Below are 18,683 nucleotides of genomic sequence, written 5' to 3'. Positions count from 1 at the left end.
GCCACCGTCACTGCGAGCCACCGGGCCCGCGCAAAGCGCGGCCCCATGACCGGCTCAGCGAACCAAATCCAGAGTCTTTCCACGGAAGCAGACTGGATTGCTTCGCTTGGCTCGCAATGACGAGTACTGTGATGCAGTGATGACTCCACCCGCCGCCTTCTCCTTCGACACCCCTGGTGACGCCAAACGTGCGGCCGAGCTGCGCCGCGTGAAAGCGCTCGCGACGTTGGTTCTGGCCGCGACGCTTGCGCTCTTCATCGTCGCGAAGATCCTGCTGAACGTGCATCCCGTGTTCGGCTTCGTCGCGGCCTTCGCGGAAGCCGCGACCATCGGCGGGCTCGCCGATTGGTATGCCGTGGTTGCGCTGTTCAAGCGGCCGCTCGGCCTGCCGATCCCGCATACCGCGATCATCCAGAGCAACCAGGCCCGCATCGCCGACAAGCTCGGCGAGTTCATCCAGGTGCATTTCCTCGAGGCGGGACCCGTCGAGGCCAAGCTGAAGGAAATCGATTTCGGCTCCTTCGTTGCCGACTGGCTGCGTGATCGCAAGCGCAGCGACGATCTTGCGCGCTTTGCGCTGCGTCTGCTGCCGGAGGCGTTCTCAGCGACGGAAAGCTCGGGCCTGATGACGTTCATCATCCGCCGCATGTCATCGCAGCTCCAGGCGATCGACCTTGCGCCGCTCGCGGCCGGCACGCTGCGCGGCTTCATAGCTGAGGGACGGCACCAGATTCTGTTCGACGATCTCCTGCGCGTGATGCACGAGACGCTAAATCAGAAGGAGACGATGGCGATGATCCGCGAGAAGGTGCGCGCGGAATTGCCGACCCTGCTCAGGCTCTACCGCGCCGACAAGTTTCTGGTGAACAAGATCGTCGCATCCGCCACCGCCTTCTTCAATGAAGTGCGCAGCGATCCCAAGCATCCGTTTCGCGGTGAATTCGACCGCATGGTGCTGACCTTCGTCGAGAGGCTCGGCACCGACCAGGCCTATATCGACCGTATCGCCGGGCTGAAGCGCGATCTGCTGGCGCGCCCCGAGCTTGCCCAACTCGCCCGCACCGTTTGGGCCAACACGCGCTCCTTCATCGAGCGCAGCGCCAGCGGCGAGACGCAGGTGCTCCAGCATCATCTCGCCGGCATGTTCGTTGCCGCAGGCGAAGCGCTCGCGGGCGATGCCGAGTTGCGCGGCGAGATCAACAAGGGCCTGGTGACCGTGCTGCGCAGCTTCGTCGCCGATCAGAAGGGCGGCGTCTCGACTTTCATCTCCGACCAAGTCAAGGCGTGGAATATGACGCAGTTGATTTCTCTGATCGAAATCAATATCGGGCGCGACTTGCAATACATCCGCTTCAACGGCTCGCTGATCGGCGGTCTCGCCGGACTTGTGCTCTACTCCGTCGAATTCCTGGTCCGATTGTTGTGACTTTTGCGTCACGGCCGTTAGCATTAACGCCTGAGCCTATTGTCGCCTTGCGCCTCTCCCGCTTGAATGTCGGGAACCGGCCCCCCTAGCTGATTCATGTTGCGCTGCGGAACGTTCAAGAGGCCGGCGTGTTGGAATCCATGCCCATTTTCCGGCAACGCGGCCGGGCTTTTCAGGAATTCTTCCCAGGGGAACATTGATGACCGCAACTGCCCAGACGCTGCGTCCGCCGTCCCGCTCTCTGATGTTGCTGGAGGGGCGCGCGATCCACGAGTTCGGCGCCTTCCTTGGCGCGCTGCCGCTCTTGAGCCTCGCGCCGCACGGCGATGGGCATCCGGTGCTGGTGCTGCCAGGCCTCGTCGCCTCCGATTCCTCCACGCGCGCGCTGCGCGCGTTTCTGATCAGCAAGGGCTATGCGGTGAGCGGCTGGGGCCAGGGTCGCAACTACGGCCTGCGTCCCGGCGTCCAGCAAGCGATGGTCGATCTGGTCCAGGAACTCAGCGACGCGCATGGCCGCAAGATCAGCCTGATCGGCTGGAGCCTCGGCGGCCTCTATGCACGCCAGCTCGCCAAGATGATGCCGGAGCGCGTGCGCCAGGTGATCACGCTCGGCAGCCCCTTTGCCGGCAATCCGCGTTCGACCAACGCCTGGCGCGTCTATGAATGGGCGAGCGGGCGCAAGGCCGACGAGGTCGATCCGCACTTCGGCGGCGAGCTCGCCGTCCCGCCGCCGGTGCCGACCACCGCCATCTTCAGCCGCACCGATGGTGTCTGCGCCTGGCAGGGCTGCATGGAGAAATCGGGAGCGCAGACCGAGAGCATCGAGGTCGAAAGCAGCCATTGCGGCATGGGACACCATCCCGCCGTGGTCTACGCGGTCGCCGATCGCCTCGCACAGACGGAAGGCCAGTGGCAGCCGTTCGACCGCAGCGGCTGGCGCAGCCTGGCCTATCCCGATCCGCATCGGTGATGCTTCGCCTCTGGCCGTAAGAACGAAACGGGAGAGGAGCAACGGCGTGGTTCCCTCCATTGTCGCGCCCGCTCCAAACGCGCTATGCCTTCCGCATGGCACATCCGTTGTCCCGCATCATCGACCAGCTCAAGCGCGAGCCGTCGCGCACGGGCTCCATCGTCATCACCGTATTCGGTGATGCCATCGTACCGCGCGGCGGTGTGGTGTGGCTCGGTACGCTGTTGGAATTCTTCGAAAGCCTCGACATCGACAGCGGCGTGGTGCGTACCGCGATGTCGCGCCTTGCAGCCGATGGCTGGCTGACGCGCGAAAAGGTTGGCCGCAACAGCTTCTATCGGCTGGCCGAAAAGGGACGCCAGACCTTCGAGGCCGCGACGCGCCACATCTACGATCCGCCGCCGTCCGACTGGACCGGGCGTTTCGAGCTGCTGCTGATCGGCAATGGCGAGGACCGCGACGCCTCGCGCGAGGCACTCCGCAATGCCGGTTTCGGCACTCCGCTGCCGGGCGTATGGGTTGCGCCATCGGGCGTACCGGTGCCCGACGAGGCGGTTGGCGCGATCCGTCTTGAAGTCTCGGCGGAGGATGACAGCGGCCGTCGCCTGCTCAGCGCGAGCTGGCCGCTGGACCGTACCGCGGACGCCTATGTGAAATTCATGAAGACGTTCGAGCCGCTCCGTGCCGCGATCGCGCGCGGCACGGATTTGTCCGAGACCGACGCCTTCACCGCGCGCATCCTCCTGATCCACTATTACCGCCGCGTCGTGCTGCGCGACCCGCTGTTGCCCGAAAGCCTGCTGCCGGCGGATTGGCCGGGCAGGGCAGCGCGTGCGCTTTGTGGCGAGATTTATCGCGCACTGCTGGCTCCGTCGGAACAGTGGCTCGACAGGCATGGAACCAACGAGAGGGGACCCTTGCCGGCGGCGCGGAAGCTTCTGGAACGGAGGTTCGGGGTCTGATATATGTTACAGAAATATCTTGCATGAACTAAATTTTGTTATACATTTCCTCCCAACAAATCGGGAGGATGCGCATGTACACCCAGGCGCTGAACACGGCCGAGACCGACGATCGCGGTCTTGAGGACGCAGCCAGGGCTGCACAATTCCAGGCCCGCATTGATGCCGAGGAGCGCATCGAGCCGAACGACTGGATGCCGGCGGCCTATCGCAAGACGCTCACCCGCCAGATCTCCCAACACGCCCATTCCGAGATCGTCGGCATGCTGCCGGAGGGCAATTGGATCACGCGCGCCCCGACGCTGCGCCGCAAGGCCGCGCTGCTCGCCAAGGTGCAGGACGAATGCGGCCACGGGCTCTATCTCTATGCCGCCGCCGAGACGTTAGGGACCTCGCGCGAAGAGCTGGTCGATGCCATGCTCGCCGGCAAGGCCAAATATTCCTCGATCTTCAATTATCCGACGCTGACCTGGGCCGACATCGGCACCATCGGCTGGCTGGTCGACGGCGCCGCGATCATGAACCAGATCCCGCTGTGCCGCTGCTCCTATGGCCCCTATGCGCGCGCGATGATCCGCGTCTGCAAGGAGGAGTCCTTTCACCAGCGCCAAGGCTACGAGATCATGTTGACGCTGTGCCGCGGCTCGGAGGAGCAGAAGGCGATGGCGCAGGATGCGTTGAACCGCTGGTGGTGGCCGGTGCTGATGATGTTCGGCCCGCCCGATGCCGCGAGCCAGCACAGCGACACCTCGACGAAGTGGAAGATCAAGCGCTTCTCCAATGACGAGCTGCGCCAGAAATTCGTCGATGCCACCGTGCCTCAGGCGCAATATCTCGGCCTCACCATTCCCGATCCCGCCATGACCCAGGATGCCGACGGGCACTGGCGCTACAGCGAGATCGACTGGACCGAATTCAAGCAGGTGCTCGCCGGCAACGGCCCCTGCAATCGCGATCGGCTCGCCGCGCGCCGCAAGGCGCACGAGGAGGGCGCCTGGGTGCGCGAGGCGGCGGCTAGCTATGCCGCCAAGCGCGCGCAGCGTCAGATCGCACAAGCCGCGGAATAGGAGATCACGATGGCCACGCCGAACACGCCGCTGTGGGAAGTGTTCATTCGCAGCCGCAACGGGCTCGCGCACAAGCATGTCGGCTCGCTGCATGCGAGCGACGCGACGATGGCGCTGCAGGCCGCTCGCGACATCTACACCCGCCGCGGCGAGGGCCTGTCGATCTGGGTCGTGCCGTCCACTGCGATCACCGCGAGCGATCCCGCCGACAAGGGCATGATGTTCGAGCCGGCGGAGTCGAAGATCTATCGGCACCCGACCTTTTATGAGGTGCCCGAAGAAGTGGGACATATGTGATGCCGGTCGCCAATATTCAGGTCTCTGAAACGCCGCTGGTGCTCTACGCGCTGCGCCGGGCCGACGATGCGCTAATTCTCGGCCACCGGTTGTCGGAATGGTGCGGGCATGCGCCGATGCTGGAAGAGGACATGGCGCTGTCCAACATCGCGCTCGATCTTATCGGGCAGGCGCGGGAGCTCTATGGCTATGCTGCCAGGATCGAGGGCGAGGACAACGACGAGGACAAGTTCGCTTATCTGCGCGACGTCAGGCAGTACCGCAATCTGCTGCTGGTCGAGCAGCCGAACGGAGACTTCGCTCAGACGCTGGTTCGGCAGTTCTTCTATTCCGCCTTCGCCGATTTCTATTGGCGCGCGATGATGACCTCGCGCGATACGACGCTTGCCGCCATTGCAGCCAAGTCGGAGAAAGAGAGCGCCTATCATCTGCGCCATGCCTCGGAGTGGATCATCCGGCTCGGTGACGGCACGGACGAAAGCCACGCCCGCGCGCAGGCCGCGATCGATCATCTCTGGGCCTTCACCGGTGAGATGTTTGCCGTCGACGAGGGCGAACGCGCCCTGATCGATGCCGACATTGCGGTTGATCCGGCGAGCTTGCGCGGTCGCTGGTTGACGACGTTGTCGGATATCGTCAGCGAGGCGACACTTGAGCTGCCGCAGAACGGCTGGATGCAGCAGGGTGGCCGTTCTGGCCGGCACAGCGAGCATCTCGGCCATCTCCTGTCCGAGCTGCAATCGATGCAGCGCACTTTTCCGGGGCTGACATGGTGACGGCGCTGGATCGCGACACTGACCTGCGCCGGCGCGCCTGGGATGCTGCGGCGAGCGTGGTCGATCCCGAGATTCCGGTGCTGACTATCGGCGATCTCGGCGTGCTCCGTGACGTCGTTCTGGACGGCGATCGCGTCGAGGTCGCGATCACGCCGACCTATTCGGGCTGCCCTGCCATGAACATGATCGCACTCGAAGTCGAGCTCGCGCTGGAACGCGCCGGCTTCCGTCGTCCGAACGTGCGTACGGTGCTGTCGCCGGCCTGGACCACGGATTGGATGAGCGGGGAGGGGCGCGCCAAGCTGCGCGCCTACGGCATCGCGCCGCCGCAGGCCTCAAGCTCGCGCCGCGCGCTATTCGGCGGACAGACCGTCGCGTGTCCGCAATGCGGTTCTGATAAGACCGAACTCTTGTCCGAATTCGGCTCGACCTCCTGCAAGGCGCTCTGGCGCTGCAAGGCCTGCCGCGAACCCTTCGACTATTTCAAGTGTCATTGAGCTGAACGAATGCCAACCCCATCGTCATTGCGAGGAGCTCTTGCGACGAAGCAATCCAGACTGCTTCCGCGGAGAGACTCTGGATTGCTTCGCTTCGCTTGCAATGACGTCGGAGAGACCGAACGAGGGGGCACGTAATGTCAGCAGCCGCACCGCGCTTCCATCGCCTGGCCGTCAACGACGTCCGTCGCGAGGCCTCGGACGCCATCTCGCTGACCTTCGCCATTCCCGGCGAACTCGCTAGCGATTACGCCTTCACGCCCGGCCAGTACCTGACGCTCCGCACGACGCTCGATGGCGAAGAGGTGCGCCGTTCCTATTCCATCTGTTCCGGCCCCCACGACGGCGAGATCCGCATTGCCGTGAAGAAGATCGACGGCGGCGCGTTTTCGAGCTGGGCGGCGGACGAGCTGAAATGCGGCGACGAACTCGACGTGATGACACCGACCGGACGCTTCGGCCTGGTCCCATCGGCGGAGAGCGGGCGCATCCATGTCGGCTTTGCCGCGGGCTCCGGCATCACGCCCATCCTCTCGATCGTGAAGGGCATACTCGCGCGTGAACCGCAGAGCCGCTTCTTCCTGTTCTACGGCAACCGCTCTACCGACAACATCATGTTTCTGGAAGCGCTGGAGGAGCTGAAGGATCGCTTCATCGACCGTCTTTCGATCTTCCACGTCATCTCCGGTGAGGAACAGGACATCGCGATCCTGCATGGCCGGCTCGACGGCGACAAGGTGAGGGTGCTCTTGCGTTCGCTGGTGCCGGCGGAAAGCGTCGACCATGTCTTCATCTGCGGTCCATCAGGCATGAGCGAGGACATCGAGGCGACCTGCCGCGATCTTGGGGTCGCGGAAGAGCGTATCCATGTGGAGCGCTTCGTCTCCGAATTCGGCGGCAAGCCGCGGCCGAAGAAGGCCGTTGCCCCCGACGCGCCACCGAAGGCGGTCGCGTCCCTCATCATCGACGGCAAACGCCGCGATGTGCCTGTTGCCGAGGACGAGGTGATCCTCGATGCCGCGCTCCGCGCCGGCGTCGATCTGCCCTTCGCCTGCAAGGGCGGCATGTGCTCGACCTGCCGCGCCAAGCTGGTCGAGGGCGAGGCGCCGATGGACATCAACTACTCGCTGGAACCCTGGGAGCTGAAGGCCGGCTTTATCCTGACCTGTCAGGCGAAGCCGTCGTCGGAGCGCGTCGTGGTCGATTACGACCATGTTTGACAGTTTTGGCCGAGCAGCAGAGCATGATGGATAAACACTTGCCCGGGAGAAGCGCGTGAACATCAAAGCTGCCCTGTCGTCCGAGGATATCGCCCGCGCCTGTGCTGACGCGATGTGGGCGGAGGACGATGCCTCCAAGGGGCTCGGCATGGAGATCGTCGACATCGGCCCGGGCTTCGCGACGGTGACGATGGTGGTGCGGCCGGACATGGTCAACGGCCAGCGCATCGCCCATGGCGGTTTCATCTTCACGCTCGCCGATTCTGCCTTCGCATTTGCCTGCAACTCGCACAATGAGCGCGTCGTCGCGGCGCAGGGCCAGATCACTTTCATCAGGCCGGGCAAGCTCGGCGATTGCCTGGTTGCGAAGGCTAGAGAGATCACCCGTGGCGGCCGCTCCGGCATCTACGACGTGCGTGTCACTGTCGGCGACACCGTCATCGCGGAGTTCCGCGGGCATTCGCGTGTCATTCCCGGCGCGTGGCTGCCGGCGCAGGATCAATAAGAAAGCAAAGAAAAGAACAACGAAGATGAGGGGAAACGAGGATGGCTCTGACGAGGCTCAAGGAAGGTGGCAACACTTATAGCGCGGAGATGGACGCGCAGGAGCGCGCCTCGCGTGACGAGATCATGGCACTGCAGAAGCAGCGGCTGGCCTGGTCGCTGAAGCACGCCTATGACAACGTCGCGCATTACCGCAACGCCTTCGACAAGGCCGGCGTGCATCCGTCCGACTTTCGCGAGCTTGCGGATCTCGCAAAATTCCCCTTCACCGTGAAGACCGATCTCCGCGACAATTATCCTTTTAACATGTTCGCCGTGCCGCGCGAAAAGCTGGTGCGGGTGCATGCCTCCTCAGGCACCACGGGCAAGCCGATCGTAGTCGGCTATACCCAACGCGACATAGACACCTGGTCGGACGTGATGGCGCGCTCGATCCGCGCCGCCGGTGGCCGGACTGGCATGATCATCCACAATGGCTATGGTTATGGTCTTTTCACCGGCGGACTCGGCGTCCACTACGGCGCCGAGAAGCTCGGCTGCACCGTGGTGCCGATCTCCGGCGGCATGACTGAACGGCAGGTGCAGCTCATCAACGATTTCCGGCCCGACATCATCACGGTGACGCCGAGCTACATGCTGGCGATCCTCGACGAGTTCAAGCGGCAGAAGCTCGATCCGCGCCAGTGCTCGCTCAAGATCGGCATCTTCGGCGCCGAGCCTTGGACCAACGCCATGCGCGGCGAGATCGAGGACGCCTTCGACATGGATGCGACCGACATCTATGGTCTCTCCGAGGTGATCGGTCCCGGAGTCGCGCAGGAATGCATCGAGACGAAGGATGGGCTCCATATCTGGGAGGACCATTTCTATCCCGAGGTGATCGACCCCAAGACCGGCGCGGTGCTGCCCGACGGCGAGAAGGGCGAGCTGGTCTTCACCTCCCTCACCAAGGAAGCGTTCCCGGTGATCCGCTATCGCACCCGCGACCTGACGCGGCTATTGCCGGGTACGGCGCGGCCGGGCATGCGGCGCATGGAGAAAGTGACGGGGCGCTCGGATGACATGATCATCCTGCGCGGGGTCAATCTGTTCCCGACCCAGATCGAGGAGGTGCTGCTCGCCACCGACTGGTGCGGCGGCCACTTCATCCTGGAACTCACCCGCGAAGGCCGCATGGACGAGCTCACCATCATCGCCGAAGCGCGTCCCGAAAGCTGGGACGGTCGCGGGCTTGTCGATCACGCCGACAGGGTATCGACCCAAATCAAGAATACGATCGGGATCAGCTCCAAGGTTCAGGTGGTCGCACCGGCCACGCTGGAGCGCTCGCTCGGCAAGGCCAAGCGGCTCTACGACAAGCGGCCGAAGGATTGACTTGATCGTCTCCAAAGGCGACAAGCCCCGCAAGAAATCACGGGTCTTTCGATGTCGCCAGCCGATGCCAAAACCGTTGAAGCGCGCTGCGTCCGCCTCAATGCCAAGGCCGAGAACGCCGCGGCGCTTGCGCCGGTGGTCGAGCCTCAGACGCTCACGCGTGGTCTGAACGATCTCCTGATCGAGGTGAAGGCTGCCGCAGTCAATCCCTCGGATGTGAAGGCCGCAACGGGCCTGATGCCTTATGCCGTCTTCCCGCGGACGCCCGGCCGTGACTACGCTGGTGTGGTGATCGATGGGCCGGCCGGCACGATCGGCCGTGAGGTGTTCGGCTCGTCCGGCGATCTCGGCATCCGCCGCGACGGCACCCACGCAACCCATCTCGTCGTCGAAGCCGATGCCGTGGTGGAGAAGCCGAAGACGTTGTCCTGGGAGGAAGCCGCCGGCATCGGCGTGCCCTTCGTCACGGCCATGGAAGGCTTTCGCCGCGCCGGCGTGCCGAAGAGCGGCGAGACCGTGTTGGTGTTCGGCGTCAATGGCAAGGTCGGCCAGGCTGCTGTGCAGATCGCGACCTGGCAGGGCGCACGCGTGATCGGCGTGGTGCGCAAGGCAGAAGCCTATGAAGGCCACACCAACGCGCTGGTCGAGGTGATCGATGCCTCCATGAGCGATGTCGCCACGCGCGTGCGCGATTTGACCGGCGGCAAAGGCACAGACGTCGTCTTCAACACGGTCGGCGATCCCTATTTCCAGGCGGCGCACAAGTCGCTTGCCTTGCGCGGCCGCCAGATCCTGATCGCCGCGATCGACCGCATCGTGCAATTCAACATTCTCGAATTCTACCGGGGGCAGCATACATATGTGGGCATCGACACGCTTGGCCTGTCGTCGTCGGCGACCGGCGCGGTGCTGCGCGATCTCGGCGCGGGCTTTGCGAGTGGCCACCTAAAGCCGTTCCCGATCAAGGCGAATGCCGTCTACCCGCTGGAGCGCGCCAAGGACGCTTATGTCGCGGTTGCGGGTTCGTCTCGCGACAGGGTAATCCTGCGGCCATGAAAACGCGTCATTGCGAGCGTAGCGAAGCAATCCAGGGTCTTTCAAGGGCGGCAGTCTGGATTGCTTCGCTGCGCTCGCAATGACGGCGAATGGCGAGAGACCTGAGAACTACCGATGGAACCTGCACAACTCGTCATCCTCGCCGGTCTCGTCATCGGCCTGATCTATGGCGCTGTCGGTCTGCTCAGCGGCTTCTGTCTGATGAGCAGCATGCGCGGTTTTCTGGCGGGGGGCGACGGGCGGCTGGTGCGCACTTATGCGCTGGCGATTGCGGTTGCGATCGCCGCCAGCCAGTTGCTGGCGGGCAGCGGCACGGTCGATCTCGGCAAGTCGATCTATCTGCAACAAACCTTCTCTGCGCCGTCGCTGTTCCTCGGCGGCTTGCTGTTTGGCTACGGCATGGTGCTGTCAAATGGCTGTGGCTCGCGCGCGCTGGTGCTGCTCGGCCGCGGCAATCTGCGCTCCTTCGTCGTCGTGATCGTGCTTGCGATTGCCGCGCAGATGACGCTCAAGGGCCTGATTGCGCCGGCCCGCATTGCGCTGGTTCAGGCGTCGCAAGCTACCGTCAACGCGAATTCGCTGCCGTCGCTGCTGGCCGCGCTTGGTGCCGCTGAACCGGTTTCGCGCGCGCTCGCTGCTGCCGCTGTCGTCGTCGCGCTGATCCTGTTTGCCTTCGCGCAGCCGGCGTTCCGGCGCTCGCCGGGCCAGATCGCGGCCGGCGTCATCGTTGGACTTCTCGTTGCCAGTGGCTGGTTCGCCACCGGCTCTCTCGGCGCCGACGATTTCAATCCGGTGCCGGTGACTTCGCTCACCTTCATCGCGCCGATCGCCGATAGCCTGCAATACGCCATGCTCTCGACCGGCCTGACACTCAATTTCGGAATCGCGACCGTCGCCGGCGTCTTCGCCGGTAGCCTGGTCACGGCGCTCGCGACGGGTCGTTTTCATGTCGAAGGCTATTCCTCGCCCCGCCACATGCTGCGTTCAGCCGGCGGCGCCGCGCTGATGGGAATCGGCGGCGTGATGGCGTTCGGTTGCTCGATCGGGCAGGGGCTCACCGGAATGTCCACACTGGCGCTGGGCTCGTTCGTCGCTGTTGCCGGCATCCTGCTCGGCACGGCGGCGGGACTGCGCGGTGCACTGCGCGTTCAGCCTCTCAAGACGGCAGCCGGGGCCGGCTCACCGGCCCCTTGAGCTACTCCACGGCTTTCGTCACGATGCGGATCTCCGAGGTCAGCGTCCGGTGCACCGGGCACTTGTCGGCGATCTCCATCAACCTCTTGCGCTGCTCGGCATCGAGCGCGCCCTCCATTGCAATGCCGCGCTCGATCTGATCGAGCATCCCCCCTCGCGCGTTTCGCACTCCGCACAGTCCTTGGCATAGATCTTGGAGTGCTTCAGTGTGACCGTGACACGGTCGAGCGGCAGTGACTTGCGCTCGGCATAAAGACGCATGGTCATGGAGGTGCAGGCGCCGAGGCCGGCGAGCAGGAAATCGTAAGGGCCGGGGCCGGCATCCTCGCCGCCGGCGGCCACCGGCTCATCCGCTGTCAGGCGGTGCGGACCGACGGCGATGATCTGGTGGAACTTGCTCTTGCGGGTCTCCTGGACCACGACCTGGCGCGGCGTCTCCGGGAGATCCATCGCCTTCGCGGACTTTGCGGTGTCGACATAGCGGCTGGCCCAGGCCGCGATCACGTCGGCCGCGTAGAGGGCATCGCCGGGCTTCGCCAGAAGATGATCGGCGTGGTCGAGGGAGATGAAGCTCTTGGGGTGCTTGGCCGCGACGAAGATCTTGGTCGCATTGTCGATGCCGACGGTATCGTCGACCGGGGAGTGCATCACAAGCAGGGCTTTGTGCAGACCGGTGACGTCCTTCATCAGCTCATGCTCGACGATATCGTCGAGGAATTCACGCTTGATCCGGAATGTACGGCCGGCCAGCGAAACGTCGACTTCGCCTTGCGCGCGGATGTTGTCGATGTGGTCCTTGAAGAGACCGGTGACGTGGGCGGGATCGGACGGCGCCGCGATGGTCACAACCGCAGTGGCTTCGGGGATCTGTCCTGCTGCCGCGAGGATCGCGGCACCGCCGAGGCTGTGCCCGATCAAGACGGACGGCGCTCTGCGCGTCGCGCGCAGGTGATCGGCGGCGCGCACGAGATCGGCGACATTGGAGGAGAACGTGGAATTGGCGAAATCGCCCTCGCTGGAGCCGAGCCCGGTGAAGTCGAAGCGCAGCACAGCAATGCCCTTGGCCGCGAGCGCGACCGCGATGCGCTTGGCCGCCAGCGTATCCTTGCCGCAGGTGAAGCAATGCGCGAACAGCGCGAAAGCCGTGGGCTCGCCGTCGGGCAGTTCCAGCGCGGCCGAAAGCTGATGGCCGCCTTCACCCCTGAATTGAAAGCGCTCCGTCGGCATTGGACTTCCCCGTCCTTTGTTCAACCTAATCGCCTGAATAGCGCTGCTCGGTCCACGGATCGCCGCGGTTATGATAGCCGCGGACTTCCCAGAAGCCCGGCGCGTCCTTGTTCAAAAATTCGATGGCCTGGAGCCATTTGGCGCTCTTCCAGAAATACAGATGCGGCACGACCAGCCGCACCGGGCCGCCGTGCTCGGCCGATAGCGGCTGGCCGGACCAGCTATGGGCGAGCAGCGCATCCTCGGCGGCAAAGTCTTCCAGCGCGAGATTGGTTGTGTAACCATCATAGGAATGCAGCACGACGAAGCGCGCATCCTCGCGCGGCTGGCAGGCCGCGAGCAGCTCACGCGTCGCGAGTCCTTCCCACTCATTGTCATAGCGCGACCAGGTCGTCACGCAATGGATGTCGGAGGTGAACCGCGCCTGCTTCTGCGCGATAAACTCGTCGAAGGTCCAGAACACGGGATTTTCGATCGCGCCATAGACGTCGAGCCGCCAGCGCTCGCGCGATACCGGCGGCACGACCCCGAGATCGAGCACAGGCCAATCCTTGGTGAGATGCTGGCCGGGCGGTAGCCTTTGGTCTTCAGGCCGCGTGATCTTGCCGGTGAGGAAGCGGCCCTCGCGCGCCCATTTCTCCTTGGTGCGCGTCAGCTTGCTGTCGGATGGCGTCTCGTCGGTCATGGCCTACTCGTGCCGATGCATTGCAGAGGCGTGCTTGGTGTCGCGCATGGTGGAGTAGATGATCAGCGACAAGCAGATGATGCCGGCAAGATAGAAATAGAACCACTCCTCGTGCCCGATGCTCTTGAAGTAGAGCGCGATCGCCGGCGCGGTGCCGCCGAAGATCGAGACCGTGATGGCGTAGGGCAGGCCGACGCCGAGCGCGCGGACATTGGTCGGGAACAACTCGGCCTTCACCACCGCATTGATCGAGGTGTAGCCGGCGACGAACAGCCAGGCGGCGCAGATCAGGATGAACGCGACGAAGGGTGACTTTGTCTCCTTCAGCGTCATCAGCAGCGGCACGGTCGCGAGCGTGCCCGCGGCACCGAAGAAGATCAAGAGCGGCTTGCGCCCGATCCTGTCTGAGATGGCGCCGTAGATGGGCTGGAGGATGGTCGCGAAAATCAACGTGCCGAAGATCACGAAAGTGGTCTGGTCCTCGGTCAGCCCGACCGAAAGCTTGACGAAGGTTTGCATGTAGGTGGTGAAGGTGTAAAACGCCGCAGTGCCGCCGGCGGTGAGGCCGACGACCAATAGCAGTTCGCGCGGATAGCGCAGCAGATTGGTGATCGAGCCGGTCGGCTTCACCACCTTCTTGGCTTCCTCGAACGCTTCGGTCTCGTGCAGGCCGCGCCGCATCACCGCGGCGAAGATCGCGAGAGCCGCGCCGATCGCGAAGGGGATACGCCAACCCCAGTCCTTCAGCTCCTCCGGCGTGAGGAAGACCTTCTGCAGAAGCAGCAGCACGATGATCGCGGTGAGCTGACCACCGATCAGCGTCACGTACTGGAAGCTGGAATAGAAGCCGCGGTGCTTGGGGTCGGCGACTTCGCTGAGGTAAGTGGCGCTCGCGCCATATTCGCCCCCGAGGCTCAGGCCCTCGATCACACGGGCGAGCGCCAGGATCACCGGTGCGGCGAAGCCGATCGTGGCATAGGTCGGCGTCAGCGCGATGATCAGCGAGCCGAAGCACATGAAGACGACAGACAGGGTCAGGGAGATGCGGCGGCCGAAATGGTCGGCGAGATAGCCGAAGAACCAGCCGCCCAGGGGCCGCATCAGGAAGGTCGCCGCGAATACAACGGCGACGTTCAATTGCTGCACGACGGGGTCGTTACCAGGGAAGAACGCGGGAGCGAAGTAGAGCGCGAACGCCGTATAGGCGTAGAAATCGTACCATTCGACGAGATTGCCGATCGAGCCGATGAAGATCGCCTTGATCCGCCGTTCAGCGTCGGCGACGTCAAAATGCCCAGAGGCCGGTTTGGTTGCTTGCTCTGTCACGTCCGGCCTCCCGTACTCTGTTGGAGAGGCCTACATCGCCTTTCCGAGCAGAAATGGCAACTGGCGGGGGCCTCTCACCGTGCCCTGCGACCAGGTCACGGTGCCTGCCGGGTCGAGCGCGAAGTCTGGAATGCGTCTCAGCCATTCCTCCAGCGCAACCTGCATTTCCATGCGCGCAAGGTTGGAACCGACGCAGCGATGGATGCCAAGCCCGAAGGCGGCGTGGCGGTTTTCGCGGCGGTCGATCACGACTTTGTCAGCGTCCGGAAACATCTTGGGGTCGCGGTTCGCCGCCGGGAAGGACAAGAGCACCATGTTGCCCGCCTTGACCGGGCAGCCCGAAATTGTGGTGTCCTGGACCACCTCGCGCGCCATTGTCACCGGCGAATAGGCGCGCAGCAGCTCTTCCACCGCGATCGGGATCAGCCCGGGCTCGGCGATCAGCCGCTCGCGATCGGCCGGCGTTTTCGCAAGATGCCACAGCGAGGAGCCAATCGCGCTCCAAGTGGTGTCGATGCCGGCGATCAGCAGCAGGCGCAGCGAGCCCACCACGTGGGAGTCCTCGAGCGGATTGCCGTCCTTGTCCCTGGCATTCATCAGATAGGAGATCAGGTCATCGGTCGGCTTCGTCTTGCGCGCCTCGATGTGTCCGCTGAAATAGGCGCTCATCTCCTCGACGGCCTGGAGCAGCTTGGTCTCGTCCTTGATGCCGAGCTCGAGGATCATGTGGATCCAGTTGATGAAGAGGTCGCTGTCGCTCTCGGGAATGCCGAGCATATGCGCGATCGCGCGCACCGGAATGTGCTTCGTGTAGCGCGCCGCAGCGTCCACGCTCTTTTCGGCGATGAAGTCGTCGATCAGTTCGTTGCAGATAGCGCGGACCCGCGGTTCGAGCTTCTTCATCGCATCCGGCGTGAACGGCGGCAGCAGCAATTGCTTGGCCGGCTTGTGCACGGGCGGGTCGGAGGTGATCGGCGGGGCGGCGTTCTTGCTGGTGATCTCCGGCCGCACGTCGCGGACGATGATCCGGCGCGAGGAGAAATGCGTGGTGTCGTTGGCGATCTCGCGCACCGCCTCATAGGTCGTCGGCAGATAGCAGCCGAGGAAGCGTTTTGTGTGCACCACCGGACTCGCGGCGCGCAACTGGTCCCAGATCGGGAAGGGATCTTCCGTCCATTGCGGATCGGTGTGGTCGAAATCATGAAACCAGTCGGTGACGGGTGGATGGGCGGCAGGCAGGCTGGCGTCGGACATCTCTAATCCCTCGGGTTCGTGGTCGCTGAAGACAGGCGAGCGGGCGGAGAGCGCGCTACTCCTCGATCACGTCGATTGCGATTTCCGGGCAGTTGGATTTGGCAAGCCAGGCTTTGTCTTCCTGACCCGCCGGGACCGTGCCGTCGCCGGTTTCATGGGCGTTGCCGAATTCGTCGAGCTCGAATAGCTCCGGCGCGAGCGCCTTGCAGCGGGCGTGGCCCTGGCACTTGTCGGGATCGACGTGAACCTTCAGTCGCTCTGTCATCGCGGCTTCCTCGGTCGTTTGCGCGCGAGGCCCGAAGGCGGCGCGTTTCCTCATCTGAGCTCTTCTTAAGTTATATCCTATTACATTCGCGGCAGGCTTCCCCTGTCAAGCGCAAACTTATAGGCTTTGCTCGATATGCGCTCACAACCCATCCGCAAGCCCGAGAAGACCTACCACCATGGCGATCTTCGCGATGCCTTGATCAAGGCCGCTCTGCGCGAAGCGGAACGCGGCGGCGCCGAGGCGATCAGCATCAAGGCGCTGGCCAAGCAGCTCGGCGTCTCGCAGCCGGCGCCGTACCGGCATTTTGCCGACCGCGAGGCCTTGCTCGCGGCGGTGACGGCGGAGGCGTTCCGGCAGCTCAGTGCAATTTTGCGCGAGGCGATGGCAAGCCCGTCGAAGCAATCGAAGCTGTCGCGGCTCGCGCTGGCCACGCTCGACTTCGGCCTCCGTCGCAACGGTGTCTACCGCCTGATGTTCGCCTCGCGCACTGTGTCATGCGCCGCCAAGGGCAGCGAGCTGCACGAGGCGACGCGCGAAACCTTTGCGCTCGTGATCGAGGCCTTGGAGGCTCCGGCGGTCGGTTACTTGCGCGAGCGGCAAGCGCTCAAGATCTGGGCGGCACTGCACGGCGTCGTGATGCTTGCTGAGCAGGGCTTGTTCACCGGCGAGGCGGCGCATGCCACGCGTGAGGAATTGGTCGAGGACTTCGTGAGCGAAACCAAGGCCGCCCTGGCCGTCGCGATCAAGGATGCCCGGCGAAAAAAGAACGGCGCTTAGGCTCCCGCTTTCAGCAGCCTCATCAGCTTGTCGACCGCGCTCTCCGGTGTAGTTACGACAGGGCGGCCGGTGGCCTCGGCGACCAGCGGCGCCGTCGCGGCGATGCTGAACTGCGCGAGCGCAATGACGTCGCAATCGCGCAAGTCGCGCGATGCGTCTGCAATCAGCCGATCGTGCGTGGCGCGATCGCCGCGGTCGAGTGCCGCCAGCGCCCCTTCGGCGAGTTTCGGTACGACCTCGACGGCGGCCGGAAATTCCTCGGGCATCGAGGCCAGGGTCGGCGGGAAAGTCGAGAGCAGGCCGATGCGCTGACCCAAGGTCACGGCACGTTCGATCATGGCCTCGTTCGGCCTCAGCACCGGCATCGGTGCATGCGCGCGCGCGACCGCTTCGATGCAGGGACCGAAGGCCGAACAGGTGAACAAAATCCCATTCGCCCCCGTTGCCGCCGCGTAGTCGCCCAGTGCCAGGAAGCGCTCGGTCATGGTATCGCTGAGCACGCCGTCGCGCGCCAGATCGGCCGACAGGCTGTCGTCGAGCAGGTTCATCAGCCGTACCTCGGGCCAAGCCTTCGCGAACGCCGTCTCGATCGGGGCGATGGAATGCTTAAGGGCGTGGATGAGGGCGATCCGCATATCTTCGCTGCTTCTCCCTCTCCCCGTTCTTTAGGGGGAGAGGGCTGGGGTGAGGGGCTCTATCAGCGCATATGGCGACAGTCGGAGGGTGGAGAGTCCTTCCTCAGCCGGATTGCTGCGTAATCCGACCAAGCGGGGAGAGGTGAACTCCTTACTTGAACGGAATGGCGTACATCAAGCCGCCTTTACTCCAGAGCCCATTGAGGCCACGATCGAGCTTGAGCGGGCTGGCCTTGCCGACATTGCGCTCGTAGATCTCGCCATAATTGCCGGTGGTCTTGATCGCCGTGACCAGCCATTTGTTGTCGAGCCCAAGCCGCGAGCCGAGGTCGCCGGAGGCACCAAGGAGCCGCTGGATTGCAGGCGTCTGCGATTTCGCCATTTCCTCGACATTGGCTTGCGTGACGCCGAGCTCTTCTGCCTCGATCAGGCCGTAATGCAGCCAGGTGATGATGTCGCTCCAGACCTCGTCGCCGTTGCGGGTGAAGGGGCCGAGCGGCTCCTTGCTGATGGTCTGCGGCAGCACGACATAGTCGGCCGGGTTCGGCGCCGCGGTGGTCACTGCACCTGCGAGCGCGGAGGCGTCCTGGGTCATGGCATCGCAACGGCCGCCGAAAAAGGTCTGGTACATGGTGTCGATGCGGTCGAACACCAGCGGCTTCCAGTCGATGCCGTTGGCGCGGCCGTAATCGCCCAGCGTGACCTCATGCGTGGTGCCTTGAGCCACGCAGACGGTGGCGCCCTTGAGGTCCTTGAGCTCCTTCACGCCGAGGTCCTTCTTCACGACGAAGCCCTGGCCGTCGTAGAAGTTGATCGGACCCTGCCGCAGGCCCAGCGTGACGCCGCGCAAGTAGGTCTGGGTCGAGTTGCGGTAGAGTACGTCGATCTCGCCCGATTGCAGCGCGGTGAAGCGATTCTGCGCAGTCAGCGAGACGTAACGCACCTTGTTGGGATCACCGAGCACGCCGGCCGCAAGGGCGCGGCAATAGTCGACGTCGAGACCCTTGTAGTTGCCTTGCGAATCCGGCGCGGAGAAGCCGGCAAAACCGGCGCTGACGCCGCACACCAACGTGCCGCGGCTCTTCACCGTGTCGAGCGTCGCGGCCGAAGCGACAACAGTCGATGCTGCGAGCACGCCCGCTGCGATAACCACTTTCCTAATCATGCT

19 protein-coding genes and 1 pseudogene are annotated in these 18,683 nt (G+C 64.0%); 13 read left to right on the top strand and 7 right to left on the bottom strand.

The genetic code is table 11. The features are described from left to right. Positions 1-139: 139 nt before the first annotated feature. From IVA92_RS08950 to IVA92_RS08895, 12 genes are all read left to right on the top strand, one after another. A complete protein-coding gene (locus tag IVA92_RS08950) occupies positions 140-1,426 on the top strand; it encodes a DUF445 domain-containing protein (RefSeq protein ID WP_247279825.1) in 1,287 nt (428 codons plus the stop codon). Between the two features lie 199 nt (positions 1,427-1,625). Continuing rightward, a complete protein-coding gene (locus tag IVA92_RS08945) occupies positions 1,626-2,396 on the top strand; it encodes an alpha/beta hydrolase (RefSeq protein ID WP_247279824.1) in 771 nt (256 codons plus the stop codon). Positions 2,397-2,491: 95 nt separating this feature from the next. Beyond that, positions 2,492-3,358 (top strand): phenylacetic acid degradation operon negative regulatory protein PaaX, encoded by an 867-nt coding sequence (gene paaX / locus IVA92_RS08940; protein WP_247279823.1) that lies wholly within the window; start codon positions 2,492-2,494, stop codon positions 3,356-3,358. A gap of 74 nt (positions 3,359-3,432) precedes the next feature. Then, positions 3,433-4,425, top strand: coding sequence for a 1,2-phenylacetyl-CoA epoxidase subunit PaaA (paaA, locus tag IVA92_RS08935; protein ID WP_247279822.1), 993 nt, complete (start codon positions 3,433-3,435; stop codon positions 4,423-4,425). 9 nt (positions 4,426-4,434) lie between these two features. Beyond that, positions 4,435-4,722: a 1,2-phenylacetyl-CoA epoxidase subunit PaaB gene (gene paaB / locus IVA92_RS08930; RefSeq protein ID WP_106942621.1), complete on the top strand. Its 288-nt coding sequence runs from the start codon at positions 4,435-4,437 to the stop codon at positions 4,720-4,722. Beyond that, positions 4,722-5,498 carry a 1,2-phenylacetyl-CoA epoxidase subunit PaaC gene (paaC, locus tag IVA92_RS08925; RefSeq protein ID WP_247279821.1) on the top strand — a complete coding sequence of 259 codons (777 nt, stop codon included), beginning with the start codon at positions 4,722-4,724 and terminating at the stop codon, positions 5,496-5,498. Before paaB ends, paaC begins: the two co-directional genes overlap by 1 nt. Beyond that, the gene (paaD, locus tag IVA92_RS08920) at positions 5,492-5,995 is read left to right on the top strand and encodes a 1,2-phenylacetyl-CoA epoxidase subunit PaaD (RefSeq protein ID WP_247279820.1); all 504 of its coding nucleotides are present in this window, start codon (positions 5,492-5,494) and stop codon (positions 5,993-5,995) included. The genes paaC and paaD overlap by 7 nt, the downstream gene beginning before the upstream one ends. Before the next feature lie 137 nt (positions 5,996-6,132). Next, entirely contained in the window at positions 6,133-7,215 is a 1,083-nt protein-coding gene (paaE, locus tag IVA92_RS08915; RefSeq protein WP_247279819.1) for a 1,2-phenylacetyl-CoA epoxidase subunit PaaE, read from the top strand. A gap of 55 nt (positions 7,216-7,270) precedes the next feature. Beyond that, entirely contained in the window at positions 7,271-7,720 is a 450-nt protein-coding gene (paaI, locus tag IVA92_RS08910; RefSeq protein ID WP_247279818.1) for a hydroxyphenylacetyl-CoA thioesterase PaaI, read from the top strand. A 41-nt stretch (positions 7,721-7,761) separates the two neighbouring features. Next, a complete protein-coding gene (gene paaK / locus IVA92_RS08905; protein ID WP_247279817.1) occupies positions 7,762-9,093 on the top strand; it encodes a phenylacetate--CoA ligase PaaK in 1,332 nt (443 codons plus the stop codon). Between the two features lie 51 nt (positions 9,094-9,144). After that, positions 9,145-10,149, top strand: a complete 1,005-nt coding sequence (locus IVA92_RS08900; protein ID WP_247279816.1) for a zinc-binding alcohol dehydrogenase family protein — start codon at positions 9,145-9,147, stop codon at positions 10,147-10,149. Between the two features lie 114 nt (positions 10,150-10,263). Beyond that, positions 10,264-11,343, top strand: a complete 1,080-nt coding sequence (locus IVA92_RS08895) for a YeeE/YedE family protein (protein WP_247279815.1) — start codon at positions 10,264-10,266, stop codon at positions 11,341-11,343. 1 nt (position 11,344) lies between these two features. On the opposite strand, the pseudogene IVA92_RS08890 reads toward IVA92_RS08895, so the two are convergent. The 5 genes and pseudogenes from IVA92_RS08890 to IVA92_RS08870 all read right to left on the bottom strand — a co-directional run bounded on the left by IVA92_RS08890 (position 11,345) and on the right by IVA92_RS08870 (position 16,100). Further along, positions 11,345-12,570, bottom strand: a pseudogene (locus IVA92_RS08890) (bifunctional alpha/beta hydrolase/OsmC family protein). 25 nt (positions 12,571-12,595) lie between these two features. Further along, positions 12,596-13,255, bottom strand: coding sequence for a sulfite oxidase-like oxidoreductase (locus IVA92_RS08885; protein WP_247279814.1), 660 nt, complete (start codon positions 13,253-13,255; stop codon positions 12,596-12,598). 3 nt (positions 13,256-13,258) lie between these two features. After that, positions 13,259-14,581, bottom strand: coding sequence for an MFS transporter (locus IVA92_RS08880; protein ID WP_247279813.1), 1,323 nt, complete (start codon positions 14,579-14,581; stop codon positions 13,259-13,261). Positions 14,582-14,611: 30 nt separating this feature from the next. Next, positions 14,612-15,835: a cytochrome P450 gene (locus IVA92_RS08875; RefSeq protein WP_247279812.1), complete on the bottom strand. Its 1,224-nt coding sequence runs from the start codon at positions 15,833-15,835 to the stop codon at positions 14,612-14,614. Positions 15,836-15,890: 55 nt separating this feature from the next. Further along, positions 15,891-16,100, bottom strand: a complete 210-nt coding sequence (locus IVA92_RS08870) for a ferredoxin (protein WP_247279811.1) — start codon at positions 16,098-16,100, stop codon at positions 15,891-15,893. A 135-nt stretch (positions 16,101-16,235) separates the two neighbouring features. Between IVA92_RS08870 and IVA92_RS08865 the strand changes: the two genes are divergently transcribed. Continuing rightward, complete coding sequence (locus IVA92_RS08865) at positions 16,236-16,880, top strand: TetR/AcrR family transcriptional regulator (protein WP_247279810.1); 645 nt, start codon at positions 16,236-16,238, stop codon at positions 16,878-16,880. On the opposite strand, the gene IVA92_RS08860 is transcribed toward IVA92_RS08865, so the two are convergent. Both IVA92_RS08860 and IVA92_RS08855 read right to left on the bottom strand, forming a co-directional pair. After that, positions 16,877-17,515, bottom strand: coding sequence for an aspartate/glutamate racemase family protein (locus tag IVA92_RS08860; protein ID WP_247279809.1), 639 nt, complete (start codon positions 17,513-17,515; stop codon positions 16,877-16,879). The genes IVA92_RS08865 and IVA92_RS08860 overlap by 4 nt on opposite strands. Before the next feature lie 151 nt (positions 17,516-17,666). Continuing rightward, positions 17,667-18,680, bottom strand: a complete 1,014-nt coding sequence (locus tag IVA92_RS08855) for an amino acid ABC transporter substrate-binding protein (protein WP_247279808.1) — start codon at positions 18,678-18,680, stop codon at positions 17,667-17,669. Between the last annotated feature and the right edge of the window lie 3 nt (positions 18,681-18,683).

Source organism: Bradyrhizobium sp. 154, assembly GCF_023073875.1.
Classification (GTDB): domain Bacteria; phylum Pseudomonadota; class Alphaproteobacteria; order Rhizobiales; family Xanthobacteraceae; genus Bradyrhizobium.
This window is presented reverse-complemented; position numbering and strand designations above follow the sequence as displayed.